The organism is Micromonospora sp. KC723 (genome assembly GCF_004348595.1).
GTDB lineage: Bacteria > Actinomycetota > Actinomycetes > Mycobacteriales > Micromonosporaceae > Micromonospora.
On record NZ_SMKD01000032.1, the window covers coordinates 33408 to 45992 of the forward strand.

A 12585-nucleotide genomic window follows, 5' to 3' on the forward strand; every position below is an offset into this window, starting at 1 on the left:
CTCCCATCGGTCTATTGACACCCATGTCATGCCCCGGCAGTCTCATGGGAGCGTTCCCACGGACGTGTCGCGGATCACTCCACGGGCGTCGCGCCAACGGTTATCCGCGGTGCGACGGGAGCGCGAACGGCACTCCCCACCACACCTAAAACCCGCCTCACCACTGAAAGAGGGGTCAGGATGAGCGTCACCTCACGCCGCCGCTTCGCGGCGATCGCGCTTGCGTCGGTCGCCGTGCTCGCGACCGGCACGGCCTGCGGCAACGACTCGGAATCGGGCGACGGGCCGATCACCCTGGTCGTCGACGTCTTCGGCGACCAGGGCTTCGGGTACGAGGAGCTCTACAAGCAGTACGAGTCGGAGCACCCGAACGTCAAGATCCAGGAGCGGGGCAAGGGCCTGGGCCTGGGTGACTACAACACCCGGTTGACGCAGCAGATCACCGCAGGCGCGGGCGCCGGTGACGTCGTCGCCCTCGAAGAGGGCACGATCGTCCAGTTCTACGCCCAGGCCGACAAGTTCGTGAACCTGGCCGACCACGGCGCCAACGACCTCAAGAGCAACTTCCTGCCCTGGAAGTGGGAGCAGGGGCTGACGCCCGACGGCAAGGTCCTGGGCCTCGGCACCGACATCGGCTCGATGGCGATCTGCTACCGCAGCGACCTGTTCAAGGCCGCCAACCTGCCGGCCGACCGCGAGCAGGTCGGTGCGCTCTGGCCGACCTGGGACGACTTCATCGCCACGGGACAGAAGTTCGTCGCCGCCGACAAGAAGCACAAGTTCGTCGACTCCGCGACGAACTTCTACAACGTGGTGCTCATGCAGACCGCCGGCGCCGGCAGCGGACACACCTACTTCGACAAGAACAACCAGTTGGTCGTCGGCAGCAACCCGGACGTCAAGTCGGCGTTCGACCTGACCACCAAGATGATCAGCGCCGGCTTGTCGAACCACCTCAAGAGCTTCTCCAACGAGTGGAACGCCGGTTTCAAGAACGGCACCTTCGCCGCCATCGGCTGCCCGGCCTGGATGACCGGTGTGATCAAGGGCCAGGCCGGTGACGCGTTCGCCGGCAAGTGGGACGTGGCCAAGGCCCCCGGCACCGGCGGCAACTGGGGCGGCGCCTTCCTCGGCGTGCCCAAGTCCAGCAAGCACCCGAAGGAGGCCGCCGAGCTGGTCAAGTTCCTGACCAGCGCCAAGTCGCAGGCCGAGGCGTTCAAGAAGGTCGGCAACCTGCCGTCCTCGCCGCAGGCGCTCAGCGACCCGGCGGTGGCGGAGGCGACCAACGACTACTTCAGCAACGCGCCGGTCGGCAAGATCTTCGCCGCCGGGGCGAGCGAGCTGAAGCCGGTCTACCTCGGCCCGAAGAACCAGGCGGTCCGGGACGCGGTCGAGAACGCGCTGCGCAGCGTCGAGCAGGGCAAGGCCGCTGACGCGGCATGGCAGGACGCGGTGAAGAACGGCGAGGCCGCCGGCAAGTAACCGGCAGTGGCTGCGCTCACGGGTGGTGCCGGTCCCCGGCGCCACCCGTGAACCCGCGTCGGACGCCGTCCGCGGTGCCCCCTGACGGCGCCGCCGACCCTAAGGACCGCCCATGAGTTCTCTGGAAACCACCGCCCCGCCGGGTCTGGACCCGTCACGGTCACGCCGTACCGCGCGCCGTACGCCCTCGGGTTTCCCCTGGCTGACCCGTCTGGACCTCCGCCTCTCGCCGTACCTGTTCGTCCTGCCGTTCTTCGTGATCTTCGCGATCTTCGGCGTGTACCCGATTTTCTACACGGTCTGGATCGCGCTGACCGACCGGTCGCCGCTCAACGCCACGATCAGCTTCGTCGGCCTGGACAACTTCGTCGAGTTGCTGACCAACGACCCGCAGTTCTGGAACGCGGTGTGGAACACCTTCGGGATGTTCGTCCTGTCCACCGTGCCGCAACTGCTCCTCGCCCTGATGCTGGCCAACGCGCTGAACCGCCGCATCCGCGGGCAGATGTTCTTCCGGCTGGCGATCGCGATGCCGATCATCACCTCCACCGCCGTGGTGGCGCTCATCTTCTCGATGATCTACGCCCGGGACTTCGGCCTGGCGAACTGGCTGCTCGACCTCGTCGGCGTCGATCCCATCGACTGGCGGGCCAACCGCTTCGCCTCGTGGTTCGCCATCTCCACCATGGTCGACTGGCGCTGGGTGGGCTACAACGCCCTGATCTACCTGGCGGCGATGCAGTCGATCAGCAAGGACATGTACGAGGCGGCGGCCCTCGACGGCGCCTCCCGCCGCCGGCAGTTCTGGTCGATCACCATCCCCCAGCTGCGGCCGACCATCATCTTCACGCTGATCATCTCGACCATCGGTGGCCTGCAGCTCTTCACGGAGCCGCTGATGTTCACCAGTGGCTCCGGCGCGCTCTCCGGCGGTTCGGAGGGGCAGTTCCAGACCATCACCATGTACCTGCTCGAGGTGATGAACACCCGGTTCCGCTGGGGCTACGCGGGTGCCGTCGCGCTGGTGCTCTTCCTGCTGATCGCCTCCGTCTCCTTCGTCAACTACCTGCTGGCCCGCCGGATCAGCTCGGACAAGTGAGGGTTGCGCCATGACCAGTACGATGCTGCGACCACCCGCGGTCCGGCCCCCGGCGGCCGGTCGCCCCGGCCTCCGTCACCGGGCGGAGCGACTCTGGACGGCCAGTCCGCTGACCTGGATCGGGCTCGTCATCGGGGTGTTTCTGTCCCTGTTCCCGTTCTACTGGATGATCGTCATCGCCTCGCGGACCAACGACGCGGCCAACTCCTGGCCGCCGCCCTTCCTGCCCGGTGGGAAGCTGGGCGAGAACATCCAGCGGGTCCTCGACAACGGCGACGCGAACATCATCACCGGCCTGGCGAACTCCTTCCTGGTGTCCGGGACGATCACCGTGGCCACGGTCTTCTTCGGCTCCCTCGCCGGGTTCGCGTTCGCCAAGCTGCGGTTCCGGGGCAAGAACGCGCTGTTGCTGATCATCCTCGCCTCGATGATGATCCCCATCCAACTCGGCGTGCTGCCGCTGTACATCCTGATGGCCAAGCTCGAGTGGCTGAACACCATGCCGTCGGTCACCGTGCCGTTCCTCATCGGCGGCTTCGGGATCTTCATGATGCGCCAGTACGCCGAGCAGGCGGTGCCGAACGAACTGATCGAGGCGGCCCGGGTGGACGGCTGCTCCACCTGGCGGATCTACTGGCACGTGGTGGTGCCGGCGCTGCGCCCCGCCGCCGCGGTGCTCGGACTGCTCACCTTCATGGAGCAGTGGAACCAGTTCTTCTGGCCCTTCGTGGTGCTGGCCGACCCGGCCAACCCGACCGTCCAGATCTCGTTGCGCAGCCTCAACACGGCCTACTTCGCGGACAACTCTCAGATCTTCGCGGGTACGCTGATCGCGACCCTTCCGCTGTTTGTCGTGTTCGTCCTGTTCGGCCGCCAGATCATCGGCGGGATCATGGAAGGTGCCGTCAAATCGTGAGCAACCCCAGCCATCCGCCCGCCGTCGGCGTACTCGACCAGGGGCCGGAACTGATCTTCCCGCCCGGCTTCCTGTGGGGCGCGGCGACCGCCGCCTACCAGATCGAGGGAGCGGCCACCGAGGGTGGGCGTACCCCGTCGATCTGGGACACGTTCAGCCACACCGAAGGGCGGGTGGTCAACGGGCACACCGGCGACGTGGCCTGCGACCACTACCACCGGATGCCCGACGACGTCCGGCTGATGGCCGACCTCGGCCTGAAGTCGTACCGGTTCTCGGTGGCCTGGCCCCGGGTGCAACCGGGCGGTTCGGGCCCGGCCAACGCCGAGGGCCTCGACTTCTACCGGCGGCTCGTGGACGAGCTGCTCACCCACGGCATCGAGCCGTGGCTGACCCTCTACCACTGGGATCTGCCCCAGCAACTGGAGGACGCCGGCGGCTGGCCGGCCCGGGACACGGCCAGCCGGTTCGCCGACTACGCCCAGCTCGTCGCCGACGCCCTCGGCGACCGGGTGACCTACTGGACCACCCTCAACGAGCCGTGGTGCTCGGCGTTCCTCGGCTACGGGTCCGGGGCACACGCGCCCGGCCGTTCCGACGGAGCGGACGCCGTCCGCGCCGGGCACCATCTGATGCTCGGGCACGGTCTGGCCGTACAGGCCCTACGCGCCTCCCGGCCGCGGGCGCAGCTCGGCGTCACGGTGAACCTCTACCCGGTCACCCCGGCCAGCGACGACCCGGCCGACGCCGACGCCGCCCGCCGGATCGACGGGCTGGCCAACCGGTTCTTCCTCGACCCGCTGCTGCGCGGGTCGTACCCGGCCGACCTGGTCGCCGACCTGACGGAGGTGACCGACTTCGGGCACGTCCGGGACGGCGACCTCGCCACCATCGCCACCCCGCTGGACCTGGTCGGCGTCAACTACTACAGCCGGCACGTGGTCGCCGCCCCGGCCGAGGGGGTGGAGCGGGAGCCGTACTGGCGGGCGCCGTCGTGCTGGCCGGGCAGCGAGGACGTACGGTTCGTCACTCGTGGCGTGCCGGTGACCGACATGGACTGGGAGATCGACGCTCCGGGCTTGGTGGAGACGTTGCGCCGGGTCCACGAGGAGTACACCAACCTTCCGCTGTACGTCACCGAGAACGGTTCCGCCTTCGTCGACGAGGTGGTCGACGGGAAGGTCGACGACATCGACCGGCTCGCCTACTTCGACGCCCACCTGCGGGCCGCGCACGAGGCCATCGCGGCGGGAGTGCCCCTGCACGGGTACTTCGCCTGGTCTCTGATGGATAATTTCGAGTGGGCATGGGGTTACACGAAGCGGTTCGGCATGGTCTGGATCGACTACGACACCCAGCTTCGTATCCCAAAGTCCAGTGCCAGGTGGTACGCCGAGGTGATCCGACGCAACGGTCTGGCCGGACAATAGCGAAGGCCAGCAGCTTTCCGGGCGGCCCCGCCCCGTACCCCCTCCCCGGGGTGTGGCGGGCCGCCCGACGTCGGAGGAGCAAACAATGACAACGCAGCGCACCCGGTCACTCGGGCGCCCGACACTCGACGCGGTCGCCGCCCGCGCGGGTGTCGGCCGCGGCACAGTCTCCCGGGTGGTCAACGGCTCACCCCAGGTCAGCCCGGAGGCCCGGGCCGCCGTCCAACAGGCCATCGCCGAGCTGGGGTACGTGCCGAACCGCGCGGCTCGCGCCCTGGTCACCCAACGCACCGACTCGGTCGCCCTGGTGGTCTCCGAGTCGGGGGAGCGGGTCTTCACCGAGCCGTTCTTCGCCGGCATCGTCCGGGGCGTCAGCTCCGGGCTGCTGGACACGCCGTTACAGCTCTGGCTCGCCATGGTGCAGTCCCCGATCGAGCGGGAACGCGTCGAGCACCACCTGACCAACCAGCACGTCGACGGCGTCCTGCTGCTGTCGCTGCACGACGCCGACCCGCTGCCGACCCTGCTGGAGGAGCGCGACCTGCCGACCGTGCTCGGCGGTCGGCCGGCCCGCATGCTCCAGCCGGGCGCGCGACCTCCCTGGTTCGTCGACGTGGACAACGTCGGCGGCGCGCGGCAGGCGGTGGAGCACCTGGCCCGGCGGGGCCGGCAGCGGATCGCGACCATCGCCGGCCCGCAGGACATGGGCGCCGGGCTGGCCCGCCTCGCCGGCTACCGGGACGCCGTGCGGGCCACCGGGTCGGAGGTCGACCCCCGGATGGTGGTGTACGGGGACTTCAGCGAGGGCAGCGGCGCGGCCGGCATGCGCCGGCTGTTGGAGGTCTGCCCCGACCTGGACGCGGTCTTCGTCGCCTCCGACCTGATGGCGTTCGGCGCGTTGCGGACCCTACGGGAGGCCGGCCGCCGGGTTCCCGACGACGTGGCGGTGATCGGGTTCGACGACGCGCCGGTCGCCCGGCAGGCCGACCCGCCGCTGACCACGGTCTTCCAGCCGGTGGAGGAGATGGGCCGGCAGATGGCGCGGCTGCTAGTGGCCCGGATCCGGGGCGACGAGGTCCCCACCCCGCACCTCCTTCTGGACACCCAGCTCATCCACCGCGCCTCGGCCTGACCCCGGCACCTCGCCGCCCCGCCGCCGACGCCGTCGCGGCGACCTCGGCGGCGCCGGGCCGACCAGGCGGGGGCGGACCAGGGGCGCGGTTCCCGTCCGGCCAGGGAGCCCCGGTGCACCTCGTCGGGTCAAGGCGGGATTTCCGCCCGGGACACGGCCGGGAAACAGGGGCGAAATGGTCAACCGGCAGGCTGGTGCCCAGCCCGCCGGCCGTCACGGCCGGCCCGCCGAGCGGAGGGACTGACATGCTGCTGAGAGTTCGGGTGACCCTGCCGGACCGACCCGGCACGCTCGGCCAGGTGGCCCGGACGCTCGGCGTGTCCGGCGCCGACATCGTCCAGGTCGTGGTCCTGGAACGGCTCGGCGGACGGGCCGTGGACGACTTCACCGTGGTGTGGCCGGGCGCCGCCCGGGTGGAACGGCTGCTGGCCGGCCTGGCCGCCATCCCCGGGGTACGCGTCGACGGCGTGTGGCAGGCCATCGGCGCCCCCACCACCACCGGTCAGGACGCCGAACTGCTCGCCCAGATCGCCGCGAACCCGGCCGACGGGGTGGCCACCCTGGTCGACGCGGTGCCCGGGCTGCTCGCCGCCGACTGGGCGGTGGCCGCGGTGGTGCCGGTGGACTGGGCGTCGCGTGCCGGGGGCACGGCGGCCACCGTGGGCCAGGCCAGCTGGCGGGCCCCTCAGCCACCGCGCCTGCCCGAGATCACCCCGCTGCGCGCCCGGGCGCTTACCGGTGCCGACGGCAACCACTTCGCGGTCGCCCCGTTCGGCCGGGCCGGGCTGGTGCTGGTCGTCGCGCGGGACCACACCGAGCCGCTGACCGCCGCCGGGTTCCACGCCACCGAGGTGGACCGGCTGGCCCAACTGGTCCGGGCCAGCGCGGTGATCCTCGGCGACCGGCTGGACCTGGTCGGTCCGCCGCCGGTGACCAGCCACACCTGAGCTGGGCAGACAGTTCCCGTGGCGTCACCGTCGGGCAACGACCCGGCAACAGCGGCCCGGCAGTGTCGTGGTGGGGAAGGGAGTGGACATGGCGTTGTGGCGGATCCGAGCGACGGTGGACGACCGGCCGGGCTACCTGTCGGTGCTCACGGCGAGCCTCGCGTTGCGGGGCGTCAACATCCTCAGCGTGCAGGTGCACACCACGGAGGCCGGGGCGGTCGACGACTTTCTCGTCGACGCGCCCGACATGCTCGCCGAGGCGGATCTGCTCGCCGCCGTGGAGCGGGGCCGGGGGCGGGACTGCTGGGTGGCGCGCAGCGAGGCGCGTGGCCTGGTGGACCAGCCGACCCGGGTGCTGGGCCTGGCGACCCGGCTGGCGCGGGATCCGGAGAGCACCGGCGAGGCGCTGCGGATGCTGCTCGGCGCGGACGAGGTGACCTGGCGACCCGCACGGGCCAACCCGCACGGCGGAGCCGGCGCGTCAACCATGCTGCTCGCTGACCCGACCGGCGGTTCGTACGAGCTGCGCCGGCGGGAGCCGAGCTTCACCCCCGCCGAGTACGCGCGGGCGCAGGCGTTGGTCGAGCTGGCAGCCGCAATCGCCCGGCGGGACGCCGACCGGGTGACCCTGGTGCTGCCCGACTCCGCCGAGGTGGTCGTCCGGCCGGCGGGTCCGGACGACCTGGCGGGCGTGGTCGAGTTGCACGAGGCGTGCTCGGTGCGGACCCGGCAGCGGCGCTACCTCACCGGCGCGACGATGCCGTCGCCGGGCCGGTTGCGCCGGCTGCTGGATCCGGCCCGGGGGACCACCCTGTTGGCGACGACCGGCTCCGGCGGGGCGGCGGAGTCGATCGTCGCCATGGCCAACCTGCTCGGCGAGGGCGACGAGGCCGAGGTGGCCCTGCTGGTGCGGGACGACTGGCAGCGGCGCGGCCTCGGTACGGCCCTGTTGCGCCGCCTGTTCGGTCACGCCGAGCGGGCCGGGTACGCCGCCGTGCTGCTGCACGTCCAGGCGGAGAACGTCGCGATGCTGCGGGCCGTACGCCGGCTGGGCCGGCCGGCCCCGGTGGAGCGCGACGGTGCCCTGTTGACGGTGACCGTGCCGCTGGCCTCCCGCGTCGCGCCGGCGGACCGGGCGGTCGCGCGGTCCGTCACGGCGCCCGCCCGGGCGGAACGGACGGTCTGAGGACGACGGTCACGACCGGACGCGTCCTGTCGGTGCGACGGGACGGGGGCGACGACGGTACGCGACCACACCGGCGTCGGGTGACGGGTCACCCGGTGCCACCGGCCGACCTCCGGTGCGGAGGACGGTACGACGGCAGGGCCCCCGGTTCGGGGGCCCTGCCCGTTACTGCCCCCGGCATGAACATCGCGGTGTTCTCGCTGTGTCGGGCACAATGTCGCGGTGCGTATCCGAGCCGTTCGTCGGGCTGAGCTACCTGTCCTGCAGGACATCGAGCGTGCCGCCGGGGAATGCTTCCGCGATGTCGGCATGTCGCGGATAGCCGACGACGAACCGCTACCCCTCGCCGTACTCGCCGGCTACCAGCGGACAGGCCACGCCTGGGTCGCCGCCGACTCCACCGATGTGCCCGTCGGCTACCTGATCGCTGACATCGTCGACGGCAACCTGCACATCGAACAGGTGTCGGTCCATCCCCGCTGCGCCCGCCGCGGGGTGGGACGACGACTGATCGACCATCTCGCGGGCCACGCGAGGGCCACCGGCGTGCCGGCACTGACCCTCACCACGTTCGCTGACGTGCCCTGGAACGGCCCCTACTACACCCGGTGTGGGTTTGTCGCCCTCGACGACAGCGACCTCACCCCAGGACTACGGGCTGTCCGCCAACGCGAGGCCGCGCACGGCCTGGACCGGTGGCCCCGCCTCTGCATGCGCCGAGGTCTGTAACGCCCTTTCACTCCGTGTCGGCTGCGGGTGGCAACCCGCGATCGGCAGCCTCCCCGACGGCGTGCCCTTCCGGATGCCGCCCTGCCCGTAGCCACTCACGACCAAGTACGCGGTGTGGACGCGCCGCCGGCCCGCTCGCGGTCGAGATCCCCTGGCGTCGTGACATCGCGCAGGCGTCCGGCGCGGACGTGACCGGCCGCCGGGCGGGTCGCCCGACGGCCGGTTGTGTTCCGCTGCTGTCAGCTGGTGAAGGTGATCCGGTCCCGACGACGCCGCAGTACGGTCAGGGCGACGCCGCCGCCGATCAGCGCGAGGCCGAACAGCGCGACGCTCGTCGCCGCCACACCGGTCAGCGGCAGGCCGCCGTCGTCCTGTCCGCCGCCACCGCCGGTGCTCTGTGAGGGCGAGGGCGACCCGCTCGGGGAGGCCGACTCCGAGGTCGACTCGGACGGGGACGCCGACGTCGACGGGGACACCGAGGTCGACGGTGAGGTCGACGCCGACGGTGAGGTCGACGCCGACGGTGAGGTCGACGGCGACGGGGACCCGGTGGCCGACGGCGACGGGCTCGGGGAGTTCGAGGGGATGGTGCCGGCGCAGCTGTGGCTCAGGTTGAACTTGGTGTCCATGCCGCTGATCGTCGCGGTGCCGTCCACCAGCTTCCAGCCGGCCGGCGTGAAGACGTAGGCGTGCTTGACCTGGCCGTTGCCGGTGGCGGAGAGGAAGTCCGGGTAGGCGTCCGAGTCGTCCGGCACCTTCACCGTGACGGTCTGGGCGCCGTTGGCGAAGGTCAGGGTCAGGCTCTCGAAGTTGCCGGCGGCCTGCTTGTTGCCGGGCAGGACGAAGTGCCAGCCGTCGTGGTCGGCGGGCAGCTTCTCGAACTTCTCGTCACCGCATGAGTTCGCCGCGGTCGACCCCTTGTGGGCCGGGTGCAGCGGGATGGTGCTCGACGCCCACGCCGGGGTGGCGAAGGCGAGGAGGGCCGTGGCAGCGGTCGCGGTGACGGCCGTGCGCACCACGCGCCGACGCTGGGGCATGAGAATCCTCCGGGAATGGGGGGAGAGGGCGGCTCATGTTCCCTTCGCGCCCTCACCGTCCGCCATCGGACGTCCGTCCCCGGTTGGCCGGACATGTCGGCGAAGAGTCGGGAAACCGGTTGATTGTCGCCCTTGGGCGGCGTGTTGGTGTGACGTGGCCACCAGGTCTGACGCTGCGTCGTCAGTGGCGCTTCACAAAACGGCTACCGCCAGATTACATTGTCGAACATCCATGGGAGCGCTCCCGGCCCCCTGGCCCCATCCGCCACCACAGCCTCCGGCGGCGGCACCATCCGACACCCGTTCCGTCGGCCGCCGCCGGAGTCGCCCGCGACAGGAGTTCGCCATGCGCCACCCCATCCGGCCGCCGCTGCGCGGCAGACCCTGGCCGCACCGTGTCCTCGCCGCCGGAGCCGCGCTCACCGCTGCCCTGGCCCTCGCCGTCGGCGCCGCCGGCCCGGCGGCTGCCGTCCCGGCCGCCAGCCGCCCCGCCACCGGCAGCGTCGCCGCCGCGCCCGCCTTCAACTACGCCGAGGCGCTACAGAAGTCGTTGTTCTTCTACGAGGCGCAGCAGTCCGGCAAGAAACCGGCGTGGAACCGGGTCTCCTGGCGTGGTGACTCCGCGCTCACCGACGGCGCCGACGTCGGCCTCGACCTCACCGGCGGGTGGTACGACGCCGGCGACCACGTCAAGTTCGGCTTCCCGATGGCGTTCAGCGCCACCATGCTCGCCTGGGGCGCGGTCGAGTACCGCGACGGTTACGTGGCCGCCGGCCAACTGCCGCACCTGCTCAACAACCTGCGCTTCGTCAACGACTACTTCATCAAGGCGCACCCCGCGCCGAACGTCCTCTACGGGCAGGTCGGCAAGGGCGACGACGACCACAAGTGGTGGGGCCCGGCCGAGGTGATGCCGATGGCGCGGCCCGCCTACAAGATCGACGCGAGCTGCGGCGGCGCGGACCTGGCGGGGGAGACGGCCGCCGCGATGGCCGCCTCGTCGATGGTCTTCCGGCCCACCGACGCCGCCTACGCCGACAAGCTGCTGACCCACGCGCGGCAGCTCTACACCTTCGCCGACACGGTGCGCAAGAGCTACCACGATTGCATCACCGACGCGACCAACTTCTACCGGTCGTGGAGCGGCTGGCAGGACGAACTGGTCTGGGGCGCGATCTGGCTGCACCGGGCCACCGGCGAGGCGGCCTACCTGGTTAAGGCGGAGAGCGAGTACGACCGGCTCAACACCGAGAACCAGAGCACGACCCGCTCCTACAAGTGGACGATCGCCTGGGACAACAAGCAGTTCGGCGCGTACGTGCTGCTGGCCAACCTGACCGGCAGGCAGAAGTACGTCGACGACGCCAACCGGTGGCTGGACTACTGGACGGTCGGCGTCAACGGGGAGAAGATCCGGTACTCGCCCGGCGGCATGGCCGTGCTCGACACCTGGGGCGCGCTGCGGTACGCCGCGAACACCGCCTTCGCCGCGCTGGTCTACAGCGACCGGACCACGGACGCCACCAGAAAGGCGCGCTACCACGACTTCGCCGTCCGGCAGATCGACTACGCCCTCGGCGACAACCCGCGCAGATCCAGCTACGTCGTCGGGTTCGGGGCCAACCCGCCGAAGAACCCGCACCACCGCACCGCGCACGGCTCCTGGTGGGACAGCAGCAAGGTGCCGGCGGAGACCCGGCACGTGCTTTACGGCGCGCTCGTCGGCGGCCCGTCGTCGCCGGACGACGCGTACACCGACAACCGCGACGACTACGTGATGAACGAGGTCGCCACCGACTACAACGCCGGCTTCACCTCCGCCCTCGCCCGGCTCACCAGCCAGTACGGCGGCAGCCCGCTCGCCGGCTTCCCCACGCCGGAGACGCCGGACATCGACGAGCTGACCGTGGAGACCACGGTGACGCAGGCCGAGCCCCGGGCCACCGGACTCAAGGCCATCGTCTACAACAAGTCCGCGTTCCCGGCCCGCGCGCTGACCACCGGCCGGTTCCGCTACTACTTCCGCCCCGACGGCACCGGGCCGGTGCAGGTCACCCCCGGCTACACCCAGGGCTGCCCGTCGCCGTCGACCGCCAGGCAGCACAGCGGCGACATCTGGTACGTCGAGGTCGACTGCACCGGGCACAGCATCGCCCCCACCGGACAGTCGCCGCACCGGATGGAGGTCCAGTTCAAGATCGGTGTACCGGAGGGCGGCACCTGGGACCCGACCAACGACCCGTCGTACCAGACCAGCGCCGGACCGAACCGGAAAGTCTCGCTCTACTCCGGCGGGGTGCGGGTGTGGGGCGAGGAACCCGGACCGGTCACGCCCGACACCACCGCGCCGACCGCCCCCGGCCAGCCGGTCGCCTCGGCGGTCACCGCCACCGGGCTGACCCTCGCCTGGCCCGCCTCCACCGACGCCGGCGGCAGCGGGCTGGCCGGGTACGACGTCACCCGGACGGCTGCCGGCAGCGACCCGGTCGTGGTGGCCGCCGCCACCAACTCGCTCACCGTGACCGGGCTGACGCCGGAGCGGACGTACCAGTTCAGCGTGGTCGCCCGCGACGGCGCCGGCAACCGGTCGGCCGCCTCGCCCACCGTCAGCGTCACCACCCCGGCCG

The 12585-nt window shown here is 71.2% G+C and carries 10 protein-coding genes; 9 read left to right on the forward strand and 1 reads right to left on the reverse strand.

What is annotated here, in order from left to right:
- Positions 1-180 precede the first annotated feature (180 nt).
- The 8 genes from E1165_RS10340 to E1165_RS10375 all read left to right on the forward strand — a co-directional run bounded on the left by E1165_RS10340 (position 181) and on the right by E1165_RS10375 (position 8921).
- Positions 181-1482: an ABC transporter substrate-binding protein gene (locus E1165_RS10340; protein WP_132390124.1), complete on the forward strand. Its 1302-nt coding sequence runs from the start codon at positions 181-183 to the stop codon at positions 1480-1482.
- Between the two features lie 112 nt (positions 1483-1594).
- Complete coding sequence (locus tag E1165_RS10345; RefSeq protein ID WP_132390126.1) at positions 1595-2581, forward strand: carbohydrate ABC transporter permease; 987 nt, start codon at positions 1595-1597, stop codon at positions 2579-2581.
- A 22-nt stretch (positions 2582-2603) separates the two neighbouring features.
- The gene (locus E1165_RS10350) at positions 2604-3497 is read left to right on the forward strand and encodes a carbohydrate ABC transporter permease (protein WP_371687322.1); all 894 of its coding nucleotides are present in this window, start codon (positions 2604-2606) and stop codon (positions 3495-3497) included.
- On the forward strand, positions 3494-4927 hold the full coding sequence (locus tag E1165_RS10355) for a GH1 family beta-glucosidase (protein ID WP_132390130.1): 1434 nt from the start codon (positions 3494-3496) through the stop codon (positions 4925-4927). The genes E1165_RS10350 and E1165_RS10355 overlap by 4 nt, the downstream gene beginning before the upstream one ends.
- 85 nt (positions 4928-5012) lie before the next feature.
- Complete coding sequence (locus tag E1165_RS10360; protein WP_132390132.1) at positions 5013-6059, forward strand: LacI family DNA-binding transcriptional regulator; 1047 nt, start codon at positions 5013-5015, stop codon at positions 6057-6059.
- Between the two features lie 245 nt (positions 6060-6304).
- A complete protein-coding gene (locus tag E1165_RS10365; protein WP_132390134.1) occupies positions 6305-7006 on the forward strand; it encodes an amino acid-binding protein in 702 nt (233 codons plus the stop codon).
- Between the two features lie 88 nt (positions 7007-7094).
- Positions 7095-8192, forward strand: coding sequence for a GNAT family N-acetyltransferase (locus E1165_RS10370; RefSeq protein WP_132390136.1), 1098 nt, complete (start codon positions 7095-7097; stop codon positions 8190-8192).
- A gap of 222 nt (positions 8193-8414) precedes the next feature.
- A complete protein-coding gene (locus E1165_RS10375; protein ID WP_132390139.1) occupies positions 8415-8921 on the forward strand; it encodes a GNAT family N-acetyltransferase in 507 nt (168 codons plus the stop codon).
- 239 nt (positions 8922-9160) lie between these two features.
- Here the strand turns inward: E1165_RS10375 and E1165_RS10380 are convergent, their stop codons facing one another.
- The gene (locus tag E1165_RS10380) at positions 9161-9940 is read right to left on the reverse strand and encodes an LPXTG cell wall anchor domain-containing protein (protein WP_165945182.1); all 780 of its coding nucleotides are present in this window, start codon (positions 9938-9940) and stop codon (positions 9161-9163) included.
- 364 nt (positions 9941-10304) lie between these two features.
- Here E1165_RS10380 and E1165_RS10385 point away from each other — a divergent pair.
- Positions 10305-12585: glycoside hydrolase family 9 protein (locus E1165_RS10385; RefSeq protein ID WP_132390145.1), on the forward strand; the 2281-nt coding region annotated here is incomplete at its 3' end.